The organism is Brevibacillus sp. NPDC058079 (genome assembly GCF_042885155.1).
GTDB lineage: Bacteria > Bacillota > Bacilli > Brevibacillales > Brevibacillaceae > Brevibacillus.
Genome location: NZ_JBHVSO010000010.1, coordinates 72387 through 91677, shown reverse-complemented (window position 1 = coordinate 91677; position 19291 = coordinate 72387). Strand labels below are relative to the sequence as shown.

At 37.2% G+C, this 19291-nt stretch carries 29 protein-coding genes and 1 pseudogene; 3 read left to right on the top strand and 27 right to left on the bottom strand.

The genetic code is table 11. From position 1 onward, the window contains the following. The first annotated feature begins 66 nt into the window (after positions 1-66). Positions 67-1086, top strand: a complete 1020-nt coding sequence (locus ACFVS2_RS25640) for a DUF262 domain-containing protein (RefSeq protein WP_390239066.1) — start codon at positions 67-69, stop codon at positions 1084-1086. A gap of 225 nt (positions 1087-1311) precedes the next feature. Here ACFVS2_RS25640 and ACFVS2_RS25635 read toward each other — a convergent pair whose 3' ends face one another. The 15 genes from ACFVS2_RS25635 to ACFVS2_RS25565 all read right to left on the bottom strand — a co-directional run bounded on the left by ACFVS2_RS25635 (position 1312) and on the right by ACFVS2_RS25565 (position 10012). Continuing rightward, complete coding sequence (locus ACFVS2_RS25635; protein ID WP_390239063.1) at positions 1312-2412, bottom strand: DUF262 domain-containing protein; 1101 nt, start codon at positions 2410-2412, stop codon at positions 1312-1314. A 105-nt stretch (positions 2413-2517) separates the two neighbouring features. Next, positions 2518-2976: a DUF1281 family ferredoxin-like fold protein gene (locus ACFVS2_RS25630; protein WP_390239060.1), complete on the bottom strand. Its 459-nt coding sequence runs from the start codon at positions 2974-2976 to the stop codon at positions 2518-2520. Positions 2977-3025: 49 nt separating this feature from the next. Then, the gene (locus ACFVS2_RS25625) at positions 3026-3520 is read right to left on the bottom strand and encodes a hypothetical protein (RefSeq protein WP_390239058.1); all 495 of its coding nucleotides are present in this window, start codon (positions 3518-3520) and stop codon (positions 3026-3028) included. A gap of 245 nt (positions 3521-3765) precedes the next feature. Further along, on the bottom strand, positions 3766-3927 hold the full coding sequence (locus ACFVS2_RS25620; RefSeq protein WP_390239055.1) for a hypothetical protein: 162 nt from the start codon (positions 3925-3927) through the stop codon (positions 3766-3768). A 63-nt stretch (positions 3928-3990) separates the two neighbouring features. Beyond that, a complete protein-coding gene (locus tag ACFVS2_RS25615; RefSeq protein WP_390239052.1) occupies positions 3991-4143 on the bottom strand; it encodes a hypothetical protein in 153 nt (50 codons plus the stop codon). After that, complete coding sequence (locus ACFVS2_RS25610) at positions 4140-4697, bottom strand: hypothetical protein (RefSeq protein ID WP_390239049.1); 558 nt, start codon at positions 4695-4697, stop codon at positions 4140-4142. The genes ACFVS2_RS25615 and ACFVS2_RS25610 overlap by 4 nt, the downstream gene beginning before the upstream one ends. A 6-nt stretch (positions 4698-4703) precedes the next feature. Next, a complete protein-coding gene (locus ACFVS2_RS25605) occupies positions 4704-5444 on the bottom strand; it encodes a hypothetical protein (RefSeq protein ID WP_390239046.1) in 741 nt (246 codons plus the stop codon). A gap of 141 nt (positions 5445-5585) precedes the next feature. Further along, a complete protein-coding gene (locus ACFVS2_RS25600; RefSeq protein WP_390239045.1) occupies positions 5586-6404 on the bottom strand; it encodes a metallophosphoesterase family protein in 819 nt (272 codons plus the stop codon). Between the two features lie 534 nt (positions 6405-6938). Next, positions 6939-7355, bottom strand: a complete 417-nt coding sequence (locus tag ACFVS2_RS25595; protein ID WP_390239043.1) for a hypothetical protein — start codon at positions 7353-7355, stop codon at positions 6939-6941. A gap of 27 nt (positions 7356-7382) precedes the next feature. Beyond that, a complete protein-coding gene (locus ACFVS2_RS25590) occupies positions 7383-7754 on the bottom strand; it encodes a hypothetical protein (RefSeq protein ID WP_390239041.1) in 372 nt (123 codons plus the stop codon). Between the two features lie 36 nt (positions 7755-7790). Continuing rightward, entirely contained in the window at positions 7791-8048 is a 258-nt protein-coding gene (locus ACFVS2_RS25585; protein WP_390239038.1) for a hypothetical protein, read from the bottom strand. Positions 8049-8061: 13 nt separating this feature from the next. Next, positions 8062-8334, bottom strand: a complete 273-nt coding sequence (locus ACFVS2_RS25580; protein ID WP_390239035.1) for a hypothetical protein — start codon at positions 8332-8334, stop codon at positions 8062-8064. A gap of 192 nt (positions 8335-8526) precedes the next feature. Then, complete coding sequence (locus tag ACFVS2_RS25575) at positions 8527-8928, bottom strand: type II toxin-antitoxin system HicB family antitoxin (RefSeq protein WP_390239033.1); 402 nt, start codon at positions 8926-8928, stop codon at positions 8527-8529. A gap of 255 nt (positions 8929-9183) precedes the next feature. Next, a complete protein-coding gene (locus ACFVS2_RS25570; RefSeq protein WP_390239031.1) occupies positions 9184-9465 on the bottom strand; it encodes a hypothetical protein in 282 nt (93 codons plus the stop codon). A gap of 76 nt (positions 9466-9541) precedes the next feature. Next, positions 9542-10012, bottom strand: a complete 471-nt coding sequence (locus tag ACFVS2_RS25565) for a chemotaxis protein CheX (protein ID WP_390239028.1) — start codon at positions 10010-10012, stop codon at positions 9542-9544. Between the two features lie 700 nt (positions 10013-10712). Between ACFVS2_RS25565 and ACFVS2_RS25560 the strand changes: the two genes are divergently transcribed. After that, positions 10713-10874 carry a hypothetical protein gene (locus tag ACFVS2_RS25560; RefSeq protein ID WP_390239025.1) on the top strand — a complete coding sequence of 54 codons (162 nt, stop codon included), beginning with the start codon at positions 10713-10715 and terminating at the stop codon, positions 10872-10874. A gap of 36 nt (positions 10875-10910) precedes the next feature. Here the strand turns inward: ACFVS2_RS25560 and ACFVS2_RS25555 are convergent, their stop codons facing one another. The 11 genes from ACFVS2_RS25555 to ACFVS2_RS25505 all read right to left on the bottom strand — a co-directional run bounded on the left by ACFVS2_RS25555 (position 10911) and on the right by ACFVS2_RS25505 (position 18175). Further along, a complete protein-coding gene (locus tag ACFVS2_RS25555; protein WP_390239023.1) occupies positions 10911-12485 on the bottom strand; it encodes a flagellin N-terminal helical domain-containing protein in 1575 nt (524 codons plus the stop codon). Positions 12486-12932: 447 nt separating this feature from the next. Further along, positions 12933-13448 carry a hypothetical protein gene (locus tag ACFVS2_RS25550; protein WP_390239021.1) on the bottom strand — a complete coding sequence of 172 codons (516 nt, stop codon included), beginning with the start codon at positions 13446-13448 and terminating at the stop codon, positions 12933-12935. A 123-nt stretch (positions 13449-13571) separates the two neighbouring features. After that, entirely contained in the window at positions 13572-14624 is a 1053-nt protein-coding gene (locus ACFVS2_RS25545; protein ID WP_390239018.1) for an AI-2E family transporter, read from the bottom strand. A 252-nt stretch (positions 14625-14876) separates the two neighbouring features. After that, the gene (locus tag ACFVS2_RS25540; protein ID WP_390239015.1) at positions 14877-15605 is read right to left on the bottom strand and encodes a hypothetical protein; all 729 of its coding nucleotides are present in this window, start codon (positions 15603-15605) and stop codon (positions 14877-14879) included. Between the two features lie 30 nt (positions 15606-15635). Next, positions 15636-15893: a hypothetical protein gene (locus tag ACFVS2_RS25535; RefSeq protein WP_390239012.1), complete on the bottom strand. Its 258-nt coding sequence runs from the start codon at positions 15891-15893 to the stop codon at positions 15636-15638. Positions 15894-16090: 197 nt separating this feature from the next. Next, positions 16091-16477, bottom strand: a complete 387-nt coding sequence (locus tag ACFVS2_RS25530) for a hypothetical protein (protein WP_390239009.1) — start codon at positions 16475-16477, stop codon at positions 16091-16093. 109 nt (positions 16478-16586) lie between these two features. Next, a complete protein-coding gene (locus ACFVS2_RS25525) occupies positions 16587-16865 on the bottom strand; it encodes a hypothetical protein (RefSeq protein WP_390239006.1) in 279 nt (92 codons plus the stop codon). 195 nt (positions 16866-17060) lie between these two features. Continuing rightward, on the bottom strand, positions 17061-17345 hold the full coding sequence (locus tag ACFVS2_RS25520; RefSeq protein ID WP_390239004.1) for a hypothetical protein: 285 nt from the start codon (positions 17343-17345) through the stop codon (positions 17061-17063). Then, complete coding sequence (locus ACFVS2_RS25515; protein ID WP_390239002.1) at positions 17345-17611, bottom strand: hypothetical protein; 267 nt, start codon at positions 17609-17611, stop codon at positions 17345-17347. Before ACFVS2_RS25515 ends, ACFVS2_RS25520 begins: the two co-directional genes overlap by 1 nt. A gap of 7 nt (positions 17612-17618) precedes the next feature. Further along, positions 17619-17897, bottom strand: coding sequence for a hypothetical protein (locus ACFVS2_RS25510; protein WP_390239001.1), 279 nt, complete (start codon positions 17895-17897; stop codon positions 17619-17621). Then, positions 17894-18175 (bottom strand): hypothetical protein, encoded by a 282-nt coding sequence (locus tag ACFVS2_RS25505; RefSeq protein ID WP_390238998.1) that lies wholly within the window; start codon positions 18173-18175, stop codon positions 17894-17896. The genes ACFVS2_RS25510 and ACFVS2_RS25505 overlap by 4 nt, the downstream gene beginning before the upstream one ends. Before the next feature lie 257 nt (positions 18176-18432). Between ACFVS2_RS25505 and ACFVS2_RS25500 the strand changes: the two are divergent. Further along, positions 18433-18738 (top strand): annotated as a pseudogene (locus ACFVS2_RS25500) (helix-turn-helix domain-containing protein); the annotation flags it as partial. Here the strand turns inward: ACFVS2_RS25500 and ACFVS2_RS25495 are convergent. Next, a complete protein-coding gene (locus ACFVS2_RS25495; RefSeq protein ID WP_390238996.1) occupies positions 18729-19286 on the bottom strand; it encodes a hypothetical protein in 558 nt (185 codons plus the stop codon). The pseudogene ACFVS2_RS25500 and the gene ACFVS2_RS25495 overlap by 10 nt on opposite strands. Positions 19287-19291 lie beyond the last annotated feature (5 nt).

Here is a 19291-nt window from a genome sequence, read left to right as displayed (position 1 = left end):
ATGAACGCATCCTTTATAGTGTTCACCTTTATATATACACGTTATCCAATAAAAGGAGGCAATAAAATGAAAGTTACAACCAGCAAAATTAAAGTAGAAAAGGTATTAAAAGATCAGAAAACCAAAAAACTGAGTTTCGACATGAAGATTCAACGCAGTGAGGATATTTGGGACAAGAAGCGACGCTCCAAAATGATTCACAGTATGATGATTAAATGGCCGACAAACTCGATCTTTGCAGCTAAAGAAGGCAACGTGCTGAATATCATTGACGGAAAGCAAAGACTTACTACCGCACTTGCGTTTATTTCTGACAAATTTGTTTTGGACAAATCCACTCCGCCTATTGATGATCTTGATCTTCAAGGCAAAAAGTTTTCCGAACTCCCAGAGGAACTCCAAAAAAATATCCTTGAATATGAATTTGATCTCACTACCGTTCAAGAAGCCACAGCTGAGGAGCTGGAAGAATTCTTTTTCCGCTTGAATAACGGTATGCCATTGCGTCAAATTGAAACAACCAGAGCAATTCTTGGTGGGAAAGTTTTGAAACTGGTTGAAGACGTTGCAAACACACCATTCTTTCAAACGAAAGCAAATATCTCGAATATCGCTAAAAAACGTTTTACTCACCAAGAACTGGTGCTTCAGATCTTGGCAATGATTCACAAAGAAGAAACGGGTTTCAGTGGCAAAGAAATGGAAGCCTTTGTTCGAGAGTTGCGTAATCAACGAATTCAAGACGAACTCAAGAGTAAAATGCAAAATGCCAGCTTCTATCTCAACCAAGCCTATTTGCAGAAGGAGAAATCCCTTCGCAAAATTCACATTCCAACACTTTTCAAGCTCGTCCTGGATCTTCAAGAGAAAGCTCTCTTGATTACACCTACAGAATTTGAAGAGTGGAGCCGCACTTTCTTTGAAAATATGCCAGAAGCCTATATTGCTGCCACCCAAAGTGGTAGTGCGAAAAAAGAGAGTGTACAGACTCGTTACAGAGAAATGAAGGCTCACTTTGACGCTTATTTCGCAAAACGTCTAACTGATAATGTATCCGAAGGATCTATTTCTGAAGATGCATCCTAAATAGACCGAACGGAGGCTCACCTCTCTACAAGAGGTGGGCTTTCTTGTTCTTCATATTCCCCTTTTTCACCTCATCGAAACCATCTATGGGTAACTTTATCTAATGACCAACCAAAAAAGACTTCCTCCTATGGAAGTCCAGTTCCTATAATTCCTTTTAAGTTTTTATGAAAACAAAAAGCAGAAAGCCAGAGAATTTCCCCTGGCTTTCTTTTAGACTTCTTATTAAGCAGAAACCTGGAAGTGTTTCAGATAGTGCTTCAAGATGATTTCATTACGCTTTCTGACGCTTTCCAACTTCGCTGTTCCTGATTGAGATCCAAATCCGCTCTTCGCATAATCTTTTACGAAAAACTGTGTTACCCAGCCTGCAAATTCTTCGAAACTACGCCCTTCCCGCTTCGCCAATCGTGCCATATAAAACAACGAAACAGTTTTGGATTGACCATAGGATTTCGTCTGTGCTTTTTCATCCAATAACGGATGCACATTCATTAGATAATCCGCAATTTCTTTTGTTTCCTCTAAAATACCAGAAACAAACACATTTTCGTCCAACATTTTGTTCAACGATTTGTTATCCAATGCTGTGTTATTATCTGTTACCATGACTGCCATTGCTTTTAGAATCATATCTGCATGCTGATCATTGTTAATCGCATTTGGAGAGAATCCAGTAGTAAACACTACCAGTTGTTTCAGCTCTGCCAACAAGCTTAGCAATTCATAGGACATTTTTGCCTTTCTGAGTTGAGACGGCTTCAACGCAACACCATTATTCCATCGTTGGAACAATTCAAACTTCATTTCATCATTAATATCGTATTCCTCAATTGTAATGATCGTACCCATAATCTTGTCTTTATATTTTTGAGGCAAATCATTGAAGTACATTCCATTGATATTAATCCAAATCAAGTTTCCTTCCTCATCAAAGCCACTTACATAACGGTCGCATTCAATTGCAAACTTCCCATTCACGAAATCACGAATAGTAGTCAACCGTTGTTTCCCATCCAACACATTTCGGTACTTCATTTGGCTTTTTCGGATTACCTGTACCTTGATATGTCCAATCGAGATCCCCTCAATTACTGAGATCATCAACAATGATTTACCATGAATCGTCCAAGCATCTGCATTGCGCTGAATCGGATCATTGAACTTAAACAATTTCAGCATAGACATAAACTGAGCAACCGAACGTGTATCTGTTGAAATAGGAATTTCAAAATGGGAAAGTTCCATTTCCGTTGTTGCTTTCAAGATTGGACGAATGTCTTCTTCTTTTGTCATGCCGTTTACTGTCATCATTTCCTGTGTCATATATAAATCCGCTCCCTATAAATATAGTTTTTTCAAAACTCTATCGATATAAAGTATGTTAGCTAAATGAAATTTTCGGAACGTTTAAAAAGCAACCCATTTCCATTATAAACCAGAAGCAAACTCCTGGTATTGGATTTCATTTTTACAACGCTCATAACAAATATCTTCCAAAACACCTTTTTTGCAACAAAACTCGCCTGCCATGCCCTCTCTATCTTCCACATAGCTTAGCTCAAAGTCTAATTGAGGGAATAATTCAATGGCTTTTCGTAACCACATAAGTGGAGGGTTCCTGTCTGTTTCAAATAAAATAACAGTAGACTCTTCCTCCTCTCGTATACAAACAAATTTCGCATCGCTGATGGTTCCCCAATGCAACATTTGCCATTTCTGACCGTCTACCATAACAGGAACAGGAACTATACCTTGAAAGGTAAATTCCTTCTCTGTAAGGGATTCTTTCATATCCTCATGCTTTGGAGTCACGCCTTTGCATGCTTCCAAAAATAAGTGGACATCAGCTCCTCTAACGATCAACGTATTCAAATAATAACTGCTCATACACAATCTCCTTTATGGTGTTTTCATTCAAGTGTGGATGGATAAGGCTTCACTCTTCTAACCATCCCTTTTCTCTTGCTTGTTGAATGGCATCACCAAATGAAATCGAATCTGGATATACCTGTTCGACCTTACCTTCCGACGGAAAATACCCTGACAATCGCTCATAAGGTCCTGGAAAACCTTCTGAAAAATCAAGCGTATAAAGGCAATGTCCCGCCGCTGTTTTAAACCGAACATTATCGATCATTCTTTCACCTTCTGTAACATAAGGATAAAACTCTGGAGGATTAACTTCTCTCATCTGCATCGGAACAAGAGTCGGGATAATTTGAGTACGCAGAAATTCCTGATCCGTACACTTCATGATGAATCCCATAGACGTTTCAATCTCCAGCATGTCTAAGATGTTAGTAATCACAACTGATTCAGTTTGATACTTCATGATAAAGGCACAAATTTGCTCCACGTTGTTAGCGATTTGTATCCGATTACCATTTACATGACCATACAAAAATTCGTTCCCTAAACCAATTTGCGTCATATAAAACGACACCCCTTCATATAAAGTCTTTAAAAAAATGCCTGATTTGTTCTAAACCCTATATGATATGCAAGTCCAATAAAAAATAAAAATACCTGATAAAACTTAAAAGGTCTATTTTCTTACCCCATATAATAGGTAGACGTTGTTCAAAAAAAATTCTGTAAAGAAAAAACACTCTTTAAAGAGTGTCTTTCGTTTGTATCGCTATTGAATTTGGGAACTAACCATTATGCGATTTTCTGTTATTCCTCATATACATTGCATGCGTTACATTCACTTTTTCCAATCTTCCCTTTGCAAAGCGGATAAGTCTCTCCATTTGGCGTATAACAATTATCCAGTTTATCTTTAGAAATAGGGTAATCTTCCGCTTGACCATTACAAATTTGCGATAGTTTATTCATAAAAACTCCTCCTTATCTTTAGAAGGAAGCAAATAGCCCCCTGAATGTATTTAAAACAGTCTATTACTCATACTTTTTTTCTAAAACAAGTACGCCATGTTTCGCAAGTAATTCAAGCAGCTCTTCTTGCGTTAAAGTATCAATCCTTCCCAAGTATTCTCCATTCACATAAAGCTTATCTTCATAGGGTGTAGTCGCCCACATTACTGTTTTCATATCATTCCCTCCGTTTTCTTCTGATTTTCATTCAGATACTCTTGAATTGTCTCTTTATACAAAGGTAAATCAAAGAAACTATTAACACCTTCTGGACATTCCGCATCATAGAAACGGTTATTGAAAACCAGGAACACATGATATCCGAATGGAACTCTATTCGCTTCCTCCCATGACATTCCTTGGGGTGGTTTTAGATTCCATCTCTCTAACAAATCGATATTCCATGCAAAGTAATCAACACCATCTTCTCTAAAAATAGGAATTTCTTTACCGTTCGCATCATGAATCATTTGGAAACATTCATTACTTAAATAAAACAGTACATCTTGATCTCCAAAGTTACCTCTATCTCCAAGTAGTTTATCTTTCGAGACTCGCTCTTCGATAGCAAGTAGGTCGAAAAGATCTTCTGCGAAAGACCAGCACCATGCGCGATTTATCTGATAGACCTCTTTTACATTCCCTCTTTGTACCCATCGATCTCTTAACGTACAAATCGCTTTATAAAGTAACTGGGGTGTAATCTCTACATGGTTTAAGGTTTCAGTCATTCCTGCTTATCCCTCCAAATTAGTAAATGTCTTACCAAAACAATCCTGCAAGGCTTGCTCCATCTCTTCTTCCGTATACTCCTGCTTGAACTCAGTATTTACATTTAGCAAAAACAAACTACCTTCCGCAGTTTCATGAATGATGCATCGTTCCCTAAGTCGTACCATATATCCGCCGTCGCAAATTCCTGTACGACAAGCAATGCCGTTACTTAGGATTTCTGTAAACCCATTACTAAGCGTTTTCAATTTGAAGTATTCTTTATAATCTCTGTCATAGATTAATACATCACAAAGCGCAAAACCTGCCCAATCCTTTGTTTGATTGTCTTTTGGAAACAGAAAGATCACTGTATCTGTCCCTTTTGTCTCGTATGGCAGAAGAGCTTGTACTTCTTTGAATCCCTCCAATTGCCCTAAGAAAGCCTCGATCTTTTTATTTTTCACTTTTACTTTCGATAAAAGACAATACTTTCGATGCGCAAAGTCTTTTAATTTCACTCTACGCAAATACTCCTCATCAGGCAATTCATTTACATGGACTTCACCATCTGCATATTCAACTTGAATTCCATAATAACCAACTCTTCGCTGAGTATCGATCCGGTTTCCTTCATTTTCCCAATAGTCTTTGTATTTTGTGGAAAATTTAGCAGTATACTCATTGCTATTGGCAAGGACTTCCTTAACCATTATTTTTACTTGATCAAGCATCGTATCCAGACCTTTACTTTCATCGAACCCCATTCCGATATCATCCCCTGTTCTGAAATTGATTCCAATTGAAAACCTTCTTTCTTATCGCTTACATATGATATGCTCAAGAGCCTTAAATAAGAAAAGAAAACAGGCACTCCTGGAAGAAATGCCTGCTCTCATTCGACGTTATTAGATGCTGATATTCTTAATTCTTGCATCTGGATTATCTCTTGGATAACCTTTTGCATTGTTGATGAAACGACAGCCATTGTGTGTGTAATCAGAATGATCATGTACATGTCCAAAGCACCACGTTTTGCCTTTTAGCTTATCCATCCATTTGCTTCCGTCAAAGAAGTAAAAACTGGAAGTTAGTCCCTGAACATACCGTGATTTATTTGATAGTCTTGACCAATCTCCACCCACATGCGTAACAATAACATCACTTTTTTCAATAATTGCATTGAATCGAGATGCTTCTTCCGAAAAATCTGGCAAGCCTTGAATTAGCTTGGAATCGTTCATTTCTTTCCTCCACAATTGAACGATTTCTTCCTTAGTTTTACCATACTCGATAATCCCATATGAATAGTCGTACCACATACCTGTTCCTCCGAATGTAATTCCATCCAAAGTTACAATATCTCCTTCGAGAACAAACGCTCCAGGAGTCTCCTTTATGAATTCTTTCATTTCATTCCATCGATTATCAGATGAGTATTTGTATTTTTTTCTCTGCTGACCCGATACAAGGTAGAGATCATGGTTGCCTCGAACGACGATGATATATTGATAGTACCTCTTCAAACTCTTTAAGAATAGTTGATTTTGATTATTGTAATGCCCCATATCACCCGCAATAACCAGCACCTTGCTACATCTATCAGGCACAATAGAATCGACAAAAGCATCTGTTTTTTTCTGCATTTTAAAAGGATTCGAATCAACATTCACCCAAAAATCTATATGAACATCTGAAATAAGGTCAAAAGATCGAAGCACTCTCATACACTCCTTTGATCACAAATATTATCCCAGCTCGTTATGATGCGACATTCGCCTGGTTGATGAAATCTAAGTATAGGCTTATGCGTAAACAACGATAAAGCTCCTTGCCAATCTACCAAATCATCGTATCGAAATTGGATATCTTCCCAAGATTTACTCATTATGCGGCAAGTATAATCGAGCGATCAATTGCATCTTGAGCAACATATTCCATTTCATCCTCAACCATCTTCGGGTCAAAAAAATATACATAATCCTCGGAGAACTCTTTTCACACCAGATTGGCTGGACAAGTAGAAATTTTTCCTGCTTGTAAAATCTTTCATGAGCATTCGTAAGTCGTTCCTGTAAAAAAGGTTCTAATGGTCATATATAAATTTCCTCCTCAATAAAAATGGATAAACCAATCCTGCTTTCTATCGAACTGATTTATCATAGTCTTTAAGAGATAAAAACAATCAAAAGATAAAAAAGAACTCAGTGAATTTGCCTGAGTTCTCCTTATATCAACCTTTTTTTCATCATCTGCTATTTTCAAAAACAGTCGCTACCTCCTGCACAAACTCTTTCTACACCATGCTTATTTAGATATTGTTTTATTTCATCTACAGTAGGATTTTCGATCCGTTCAATTGCATTCCACCTCGACCATCCATCAGCACAGTAAAAAGCAATATCAGTGATGTTATTTGGAGGTTCACCATAATGAGAAACATACTCCTCTTTTAGCTCTCCCCATTCTTCCTCTTTCTCCCCATCACCGAAATGTTCTGTAAACCTGATGATCCATTTTGTCATTAAGACCTTCGTCTCACCCTCTTTTGCCATTGGAAAGTGATCTACAAGAATGACCTCCGCATTATCCTGCCAAACCGTGTAGTCTTCTGAAATGATTCGCACAAATCCATAGTCGCCGTATCCATTATTCCGATTAACACGTTTTTCCCACATTTCTCTATCCTCCTAAATAATAAATCATTAACCAATTAATCGCGGCTTCACACCTCTATCATGAAACTCCTTAGCTTGTTCCCCTGTTAATAGTGCGCCGTTCATAGACCCGCTTGTATTACTTAAACGATATCCTCGAAAGGAATTCATGTCAACCACACCCATTTCTATCAACGGTGCAATATCTTCATGTTCCCATTCATGAACAGAAGGAGAAAATGACATATTGTTAATGCAAGCAGAAATACTTGCTTCATATCCCCTTGAATGATTTCTGTTGTATCCATCCTCAAAATAGTTTAACCCTTTCTGAACAGTTTCAAAAGCCTGAACGACATTATCGCTTGTTGTCATAAGAAAAATTTTATTATCTGCTTCAAATGTTACCAATGCTGGCATTATTAGCTCCTCCATTCTGCACAGCGTTTTCATTCTTTATAACAGTTCATACATAAAATTCCCATACTTAAAGCTATCTCGTCGGACAGTTACAGTATTCGTTACAGCATCAATGAAAATCCACTCTTTTTCCTTGCTTATAATACGTCCAATGACCATTTCACAATGATTCATTATGGCAATTTCGGCATTCTCCTCCAATTGACTCAACTGTTCAAAAGAAGTTATTTCTTTTGCAAACAAATGCTCCCTGTGGCGAACAATTACTTTTCTCGTTGCCTCTATCCTCCTCATTTTTTCACCCTCTTCAATTATTTCTTGATTCCTGAGCTTTTTTAATTACCAGGTCAATGAAGGTGCGAACAGTCATTTCACCGATATCATCACTTTCAATGTTAATTTGAAGATCTTCTTCCAGCTGTGCGATCATTTCGCGAAATTCGTCCTTTGACCCATACGTATACATGATCGTCTTTGGTGACACAAATGAGCGTGAGGTTATGACAACAACATCGTTGCGATAGCATTGAATCACATCTATTACTTTTTGAGTTACATCCATTACCAGATCCTTTGTCAAATAAATCGACTCCTTCAAAATGAAATTTTATATAAAACCCTGTCTTCTTCTATAAACCTTATATGATATGCACTCCACCTCAAAAAAAATAGAACGAAAAAATCGCTCTATTAAACGGTTAGCAAAAGGGAAACCCTTCGCGTTTTTCATCTTAATTATGGATCACTATGAATTGATCGGATTGCTCCTTCGTTAGTCAACTCCTAAGTGCTTTTTTAACGCATCTTGAAGGATATGAGAAAAATTAACCTTATTCTCCATCGCCAATTTGTCTAACCAGGCAGGGATCGTTAGTGTCTTTTTTACAGCTTTGTTTTTCATATGCTGTCTAAAAGCAGGCATATAAACCTCTACGAGTACAACTACTTCATCCCTATGGATAGAAATTTCTGTTATTTTCGTTGGAGATGGTATATCTTCTTCGTCGATTTCCATTCCGTATACATGAAGCCCCAGAGCTTCTTTTGCATTGGTCATCGCTTCTCTCTGATTATCACCACAAGTTAAGCATCCGGGAAAATCTGGGAAGCTGACAGAGATTCCATCATCAGCAAAATGAAAGACGCTTGGATAAGTAAGCCAGTCTTTCTCCATTTTCACACCACCAGTACGTGTTAATTATACGTATCGTCATTGTACACCGTTTATCTTCCATTTTACAAGTACAAATGGTTTAAAGCTGTGCAAACAAAAACAGACACATTCATAAAGAATATGTCTGACATTAATTAGATTTCTTATCTGCTCATTTCTTCCTCATCAATGAAATTTGCTTTCCTCATTTTCAAACGAAGGAATAAATTTTGCGCAAGGATGCAAATGCATCCCCTATGAGAAATGATTATACTTTTAGATTTGTTGTATCGAAACCTTTTGATCATTTGGCAAGCTGAACTGTAATTTCAAGTCTGTAACCAGTTCCGTGAACTGCTCGATAGTTAAAACTGTATCTACCAAAGTCACTGAAACATATGTTTCGTGAGGCATACGGGAAACGTCAACAGTTCCAACCGGACTTCCGCTTAACTCAATATCAAATCTACCTTCCTTTTCAAGAGGGGATGATGTAATTCTTGGCATTGGAATCCAGCCTACTACCTGTTTATTCAACCCCGCTTCTTTGAATGTCACGTTGAACACTCCCCTTTCACTTTCGAACTCTATATGATATGTCGACTTCTATCTGTTTATAAAGCATGACACTCTATTAAGCTGCATCATTAATTGAGATATTCAATTCAATGTTTTGATCGCCAGTAGTAAACAAGAATGCCAAAGTTGGTCGATCATCATTGTAAGCGTATCTCATTTCTGCATTTAGATACACTTTTGGTGGGGTAATATCAACAGATTTTCCACTGTTAGCAATAATACATGACGCTCTTCCCGTAATCATATTTCCCAACTCAGCAATTGCGCTTTGAGCAATCTCGTCCAGTTCCGAAATTGTCATTCCGCCCATCATCGATGACACTATTCTTTTTGCCGTTTCTTGATTGCACTGCATCGAAATATTACCGTTCACTTCTCCGACAACTTCGAGTTCAATATTCACGCTTTGACTTGGTGAAAGTCGATCTCTTTTAAAAGTTTTAGTCAAAGTAAGTGAAATACCTGTTACGGACTCAAAAATGCGTTGAAATTCAAAAATAAAAGGATTTATGTATTCAGCTTTCATGATGACACCCCTTCGTTCGACGCTCACTACATACAGTCAATTTTATCACAGTAATTGCCTATAGTCTATGTGATTTGTTTCTTCACGAATATACTCTTACCATTAGTATTTTTTGACCCAAACATTTTTTCAAAGCCTTCAAGGTTTTTTATGAACGATCTTCTCAGCAGGATATTGCACAGGCGTAGAGAGCTTTGAGCTTACGTTTCATGGTCAGATCTTGACAAGATGACTATTGTTAAGAAAAAAACACAAAACAAGGATGAAAACGAAAAAGAACCTGAAGGAAACAAGGACTAACAACTTTGTAATAAGAAAATTCCTATATCACAACATAAGGCAGCATTGGAATAAAGCGTTTTGTATTGTTCGGTTTTTCTAATTGACAACTAAATTCCCAAAAGTCTAACCCCCGTATATTTTTTCACTTCGATAACAGATAAGATTGCTTTTATTAACATTGAACACGAAAACTGAAGAAACGTTCGTTATTTAGTCTGTGTTCTGAGAGGTGATGAAGAAGATCCTCAAATAGCAAACAAAGAAGTGATATGTAAAAAGGAGTTTTCGAACTTCTTTTTGTTTTTCAAGCCAACCCCTTATAGCTACGATGATCAGACTGACTATCGTTAGTTTTGTGAATATCCAATCAACCTCTTGCGATAATATAGGAATTCCACAAAAAGGAGGTTGATTCTTCATGAAAAGCAAAAAAAGAACAATCCTACTATCTATAGTTGTCTTTGCAACGGTATTTTTATTAGAAAATGGCATTTTACGTATTCATAATCCTTTCATTACAGCAGATCATCTCTGTGCTTGTTATCCAATTGAAAACAATTCAAATATCCAAGTAGTATAACTGGCATAAAAAAGAGAAGGAATATCCCTTCTCTTTTTACATCGATTTGAGCAAAGTCATAACCATCGAACGATATTGTTCCATCATGGTATTCATTAAATTAGCGTTGACTTGTTGTAGCATTTCATGCTTCGCTTTATTCATCAATTCTTTTGTCATATTTGTACTTTGTAAACGATTCAACCAGTCTTCTTGTATAGAACGCATATTTTCTGTGAATTGCAATCGTCTTTCCATAATGGACTCCATGATTCCGATATCCCCTCTGGAATCTGAAACTTGATCCAATATCTTATCGATGATATCCTTTCCATTTAATAAGTCATCTATATTTATCTTATCCCAGTCTCCTATATTTCCAGGAATACTCCCTCCGTTTCCTCCATTACCAGCATTACCGTTGTTACCAGTACCTCCAGTATTGCCAGTGCCACCATTGCCATTGTTACCACTACCTCCATTACCGTTGTTACCTGTGCCTCCCGTGTTGCCAGTACCACCGTTACCGTTATTGCCGTTATTGCCAGTGTCTTCGCTTTGCTTCTGATAATCAGTGTAGTGTTTCGATTCTATCACTTTTCCGTTCGTATCATAAGTTGTTCCCCATCCTTCACGGTATCCATCCTTCAAACTACCTTGATAAGTAATCTTTCCGTTTGTACCATAAAAGGTTCCATAACCGTCTGCTACACCATTCTTACTGTTCCCTTGATAGGATACTTTTCCGTTTTTGTTGTACACCGTTCCGTAACCATCAATTACTCCTTCGTTCCAATCCCCTTCATACATTAACTTACCGTTGCTATCATATAATTTTCCATATCCATCGAATTCCCCATCTTTCAAGTTACCTTCATAGAGAAGATTGCCTTTTTCATCCACAATCTTCTTATATCCTGTGTATCCTTTTTGATCTGGAATATTGACGGTTGGTGGAGAAATGGTATAACGAGGAATTGTATCGCTCTCTTTATTTGCAGAAACCACCTTGCCCTGTTCTCTCATAGGCGAAGGAGAACCGTATACGGCTAACATCATACTTCGATTTATTGGCAATGTGGAATGCTCAAGCACCCCTTTTTGAGAAGGCATCATGATCTGGTTGTCTTTTGTTGTCGATAATGCATTTGGCATATTGCTTTTTGCATCAGGCATTTTAATTTCCAATTGATCATTTGGATTAGACCCCACTTGAATCTTGATAGATCCGCTCCCAAAAACCTTCTTTCCATTGAACTCTGCATTTTTAATCACACTCACCATTTCTTTAACGAGAGCCTTTGCTTCATTTTTTATGGCTGTTTTTGTATCATCAGATAACGTACCTGTTTGATACTGAGTAGCTAATTCGCGCAGGCGTTTCCCCATCTGATCAACGTAAGAAAGAGTTTCATCTGCTACACTTAAAAAAGCCAACCCATCCTGAATATTTTGCTCAACAACTCTATTTACTCTTGATTCCGCTTCGATGCGGCTACTTCGAACAAAGTCAGCAGGATTGTCTGATGGAAGCATCTTACCTGTTGAAATTCGAGTTGTAGATTTGTTAATTTCACGCTGATTATAGTTCATCGCGTTTAAGATAGAATTTCCAATACTGTTTATAAACACGGTTTGTTCATCCTTTCTATTTTGGATTGTCTATTCAAAAAATATAGTTATAGTGATATAAAGGTATGACTTTTTCATTCCTAATATGATAGTTAATGAACTGATGAGTAATTCCGGATTTGTGGCTGCAATAGGTTTGACAATTGTCAACACATCGTCGTTAAACAAAACAAAAAAAACGCCATTCTTTAAAGGAATGAGCGTCTTTTTTACTTTACATAATACTCGTTTCATAATCGGTGGGACATTGTTCAAATGATTTTTATCCATGATTAATATGGATAGGATTTCGATAGTTCATTTTTAACAATTCTCCAAAAGTATCTATCACGCCACAAAAAATCAAGTAAAAACTTCGCTATGACCTGTTTTATCACCCTGATTGTCATCATTTTTATTTCCTCGATTCAAATGAAAAACCTCCTCATATTTGTTCTATATATAAAGTCAGGCATCCCATGTACTATGCAGAAAGGATTCTTTCATATTTTGCAAGGATCGTCTTATCTTCTTCGATAAAACAATCGTTAAGTTGCCTGATAACTCAATTTCAATATAGAAATGGATATCAATTCGCTTTACCACTCCTTCTTTCTCTCCAATGGTTATATCGTCCTTAATTCTTGTTGCATAAGAAAAATTGCGTAACACTTGTTTCTCGATTCCTTGAAAACAAGTATGTAAGAACTCTTCTCTGTCAATTTCTCGATTCGACCACTCTTCTTGATATCGTTCCTTGTATAATTCTATTTGCTGAACGGATGGTTTTACTGTTAACTGAATGTGCAACTTCATCACATTTTTATTTGGATGTAATCTGCAATCACAAAATGAGAACATCCTGGTTTGATCTTCGTTATAGAAGTTATTTCCGAATATATGGAGAATATCTTGTTGAATTCCCATGTATGCTCTTTCATTTTTCTTTTCTTCGGATATTCGACGAAAAAGCTCTGATAACATAATCACCCTCCTTCTCTTGGTTGTTACCTTATTATAGAAACAACCAACTTTTTTCATAATTTTCAGGATGGTCGATGGGGAATATTGTTACATACAAAAAAAGACACCCTATTTAGATGTCTACTAAGAAGCTTCTTTTCTTTCTGGTTTATCCTTGTCATCTTTCTTTATCGATGGTTCTTTTAGAAGGTCAAGAATAAACATAAACAACGGTATTCCAACAAGAAGTCCCCACACTCCCAATATATGTTCTGCTATAATCAACACAGCAAAACTAAAAAATACGGGAAGTTTCATTCTTGCAGAAACGAGTTTGGGGTTTAGAACATAACTTTCAAATGCGTGTAGAACGATAATCATGATGAGCACATGAATGATTTTTATGATTCCTCCCAATTTAAAGGCAATGATCGATAATGGAATTAATGATATAATGACTCCCGCTACAGGAACTAATCCTAATACAAAGATCATCACTGCAAGTCCCCACACTTGTTCAAATCCCATAAAGTAGAGGCAAATTACCGATAAGACACTATTCATTAGCGAGATAAGAATTTGCGTTTGAAGCATTTTGCCAAAGGTGTTTGCAAAATTCTTAGCAAAATACGAGTAATATCGGTAAATGAAAGATATCTTCCCCTCTTCATACGGTTTTAAGAAAGCACGAATTTCTTTCTTTTCCCAAAGAATGAAGAAACTCAAAATGAAGGACAATATAAGACTGATCAGAAAGGTGCCCACATTTTTTGATGCTTCAAAAATAGATCCAGCCGCTTCTTTAAACTGAGATTCAAAGTTGACTTCTTGAATCACTTGCAATACCTTCGGATGCAACACATCCTTATACTCAGCTAAATTGAAGTTCATGACGACATTTACAATCCCAATCATTTGATTTGCAATAATAGGTACATACAAATAGCCTGCTATCCAAATTGTAGCCAACAAACCTCCATAAACAGCAAGAATCACCAGTTTTTCAGATAAGTCAATCCATCTACTTGCTACTTTCACAATCCAAGATGTTAATGAATACAACAAGAAGGAAAAAATAAAAGTGAGCAACAGTAGATTAAGCATGTCAGAAACCAGGTACACCGTTGCCGCTAACAAAAGTAAGGAAACTATCTTCTTTTTTACCTCTTCTCTTTGCCCATTTAGTTCTTTTTCCACGATATCTCCCTCCTTTTTATCTTTTTTCGAGTTTTACATCTTATACAGATCAATAGGGATATAAGCCACATGATACCTTCTATCCTGAGCGATTAGAAAAATCTTAGAAACAATGAGGTTGCCATAACAACGCCAAGCGTGCGAGCGAAAAGGAATGGTTTTGAATCCTATCCCGAAGGACTTGACTTTGGATCTACCTGATGGAACCAAAAAGGAAGGAGACAAAGATATATCCTCTGCCTCCTTCCTTTATTACAGCGCTAACTGTTTAACCAATTCAGTTAATTTATCTTCTATGCATCGTTGTTTCAATTTCTTTAAAGTATGCTCCTTTGCATCCTTTTTAAATCGCTGTTTCACCTCTACCATGATTCCACGAGTGTTTATATCCTCATAGTCACCTTTGTATCCGAGCGACATTAGAAGTTCTCTATCTGTAGAATCAAAATATTCCTCCAAGCGTTGGCGAAACTCAATTTCTTTAAGGTATCCTTCTATCGTTAGTTCCTCATTCCCTGCCATTGTTAGCAGAAAATCCTGGTAATATTGACCGAGAAACTCGGATGAGAATTCATCTAATAATTTACGATAACCAAGGGATGTTACATTCGGATTCTCCTCCGTTTCCTTCAAATCATCAGCGATTTCATTCAATGGTATGGCTTCAAGGTTTTCTCTATTTATCACCAGGACATTCGATCCTTCAAATCGATAGAGAGCATTCTCAACTGAATATACACTGCTTTGAACTAATCGTTCGAGAAAATAAGTAAACCGATCAGTATCAAAATCAAGCTTTTCAACAAAGGAAGTTGTTGCATAACCTAATGCCCCGGCATAATGAGAAGATTCAAGACCAATGGAATCTATAGAAACCAACTCATCCTCCTCAGTAAAACGAGAAAGCAGCTCCATGCGCTCTTTTACTCGCAACCCACTCTCATATTTCGGAATCCAGATCACAGCCGCCCCAATTTTCACAATACCCCGCCTCTTATACAAGTAATCAACTTATACAGCTTCCTTTGCCAAGGAATTCAAATAAGACAAACCTTTCTCGGTGATCTCAAACTCTCCTCCACCTGTGTATCGAATCAATTTGAATTCCGCAAAACGTTCAACTGCTCGCTGGACAACCTTTTCCGTTTTCCCTGATTTGTTCACCAAATACATTATGGTAGACTCCCATTTTCTTGATGCAATCAGATGCAAAAGGTTTACGCGTGTTGAATTCATGATTTGTTTTCTTGGAAAATCAATATGGATCATACAAATCACTCCTTATCTGATTTTAACCGTAAAGAAGAAAAGCCTTTTCAATGATTTCGAAATACGCCATCTGCAAACTGGATGAATCCATATTTAGGAAATCCAGCTAACCGCATGATTAGCTGTTTGAAGTTTACTTACAATTGATACCTACAACAGCTTACCTGTTTGCTCCTTTTGACAAATTGCTTAGATTTCTAATATGTTAAAATCACATAGTATCCGTCTTTCCATCTTTTCATTAAATTTTGCATCGTCAACAAACACTCAGGGATGGTTTCTTCAACTTTATTTAATAATTGGTGTTCATTTGCAAACTCAAGACACTCTTCCGGTTTAACCATTCTTGATTGTAATCTCTTTGCTTCTTCTTCTGATAAATTTTCAAAATAGGCTTCGCCCAGGTTTGGAACTAAATCAAAGTCCAAGCCGTAAGACTTCATTAACTTATTTATTTTCGTTATAGAAGAAGGGGAAATATAATCCCCATTTTCGTAATCAACCATATGACAGGTGAAGGCACCGGAATAATCCATTTGGTTTCTTATGTTGAATTCCTTAAAACAATCTACACTATAACCCATTGATGGAACCTCACTTATCATCTGCTTTTATCACTTTGAAAAGCAATAGATTCTACGATATCGACACGGAAGGCAATCTCAAAATTCTTCTGCTAAACGCACCTCGTTGTTAAGGTCGCTCATCCATAAATCCCATAAACGGATCCCACCAAGATGCCTCGCAAATACCAAAGCCAATTGGAGCGATGTTCAACTCATTTGAATCGTTTTCTCCTTGTGTCTGATTAAGCTGAATGTATTGATCATTAACACCCAATTTGTTCAGAACACGTCTTGACTCTTCATCCACTCGTATCATTACATTGTAGCAGGTATCTCCATCACAATCCCAGTCTCTGATCTTTTTGTGAATGCTATTTAATAGCTCGATCTTCTCCAAGTTGGTCATCGTTTTTTTCTCCCCCACACATTTTGAATTTGAGAATGAGGCATCTAACATGGCAAGTATTCGAGTTGTTCCTGTGTGAAAATGATACCTGTTCGCATCCTTGTTATTTGAGCAAAGTCATCGTAAAAACTCAAGCCGTTTTTATTAAGGAAAAGTAAAGAACAAATACAGGTAAGAAATATCACTTTAGGCGAGTCACTCTCGCTCATTTTTCCACTTACCATCAATCTTTGAGCCAGTACCGATACATTCCTTTGCATTTTTCGCGAATGTGGTACTTGAACAGATGCGAGGAGTTTGGTTCCCAAAATCATGTCCGTTTTCATCGCATTTCACATATTCGATGTCAGAACCAGCAGGGCTTGTTGCTTCAACTCTTTTACCCGTGCTATTCATCAACCAAAAGATACTGATTATCTTCCGAAAATGACCATCTTTCATACGATAAACACCTAAATGAACCAAATCTTTTGATTTCATTATTGATATTCTCTCCCTTCTATTGATTTCAGCTCCGCTAAATCCTCCCCAAAAATATCAACTAATATGCTATTGATATAGCCAAGATGACTATCTGTTTCATAAAAGCTATCTGCCCTTCCTAATGCGATAAGTAGTCCAAGAACAACCCCGTAGTACAGTGTTAACTCTTTATCACTTTGATCAACCTCTACCTTTTCTACAATTTTACTTGTTGCTCGAATCAATTCAATCCCAATTTCTTTTTCTGTCAGGATCATGCTCATCTTCTCATCATTCCTCTTTCTTTTTCTCAACTGGTCGAACAAGCACTAAAAATAATGCCGTTGCAACTGGAAAGGCTATCAAACACTTCCCAACAATCGTAATCCTCAATTCAACCTTACAACATTCCAGACTTTGACCCTCCAAGAAGACACCTGTAGGAACAGCAGCTATGCCAAATTTTAAAAAAGCGATCCCATATAAAATCAGTAATACGATTCCAAAAATACAACATACTACCCCTTGTTCAAAACCATCTTTTGACATCCATGCTTTAAACCGTTTCATTTCTCAACGCTCTCCCTCACAGGATAAAGCGTGACGTCATCCAACATCCAATTTGTTTCTTGACCATTCCAATCACAAAGTATACGAGGAAACCCGTCTTCTTCAAAAGAAGGGACAAATGCTTTTGGAATGTTTCGTTCATCTCCGTTAATTGCAATTAAGAACAAGTTGTTATTGACCCGTAGTTTGCCATTATCAAATGCAATATCAGCAGTTTTCACCTCTTTTTCTTGAACCAAATGTGATTCTCGAACATAAATAAAGGTTTTTTCTCTCATAAATCTTTAAACCACCTTTCTGAAAATATATTGTAATGCGCGCTCCTCTCCGTTCTCTGACAGAAACGGAGAAATTGACTTGATTGATAAAATCACCTATATATTTGTAGTGTTTCATATCATATGTAGGTGATTACCCACCAACTACTTATTGTCTTCACTTCTTATTTGTTAAAATAGGACACATATAGATATGGAAAGGAGCTTTATTATGAACTTCGGTGAAAAACTCAAACTATTGAGAGAGGCAACGGTGGACACAAGAAGAAGCCGCAGCTCACATTGGCATTCACTCACAAGCTTTGTCCAATTACGAAAGAGAATATCGCTCCACTGACCTTGACACTTTAGTAAAAATTGCTCAAGGATATCAGTGCTCAGTTGATTGGCTACTGTCTTTATCTCATAGGCCAATGCAACTACCGAATGAAGAACGGGCATTTGTAGAAAAGCAAGTCATGTTGCAATTACAGTTCATTCGAGAGTGGAATAAAGAAAAAAGGGGAACTGACAAGCATCCACTCCCCTTTATCCCAGTACCCATCAAGAGTCCTCACAATTGACAAGAAATCCCATATTGATTGGCAATATAGCGAGTAAAATCACTAAAACGCTCAAGCCTTCGATGATCGTTTGGAGCTGGAATAAACACTCCATCCCACTCGATTAGATAATTGTCCAAATCGTTGATATCTTTGAGTATTCTCCAAATCATATTCCATTTAATTTCTTTCGCATGCTCATGAGGAATTCCACCAATCCTATGAAGAAGAGTAAACTTCTCTTGAAAGAGCCTTCGTTCAAATGATTCCCGCAACTCTTCATCGGCTTCCATTTGCGAGTAAGATTCATCATCTGCTACTGCTTCGCGATAATCGGATATTTCTTTTTCCATCGCTTTTCTTAGGAAGTCAACTCTACTCGGTTTATTAAGCAACTCTATTGATCCTGGAAACATCATTTCAATCAAGTCATCAGTTGAAAGCTCTCTACTTGAACCGTCTGTTTGATCAAGAAAAATTCCTCCTTTTTCTCCTTCTTTCGCTCTCTCTACCTGTATCCCAAGTTTTTCACCAAGTTTCTTAGCCTTCTTAAATGATTCCTCATTCACATTTC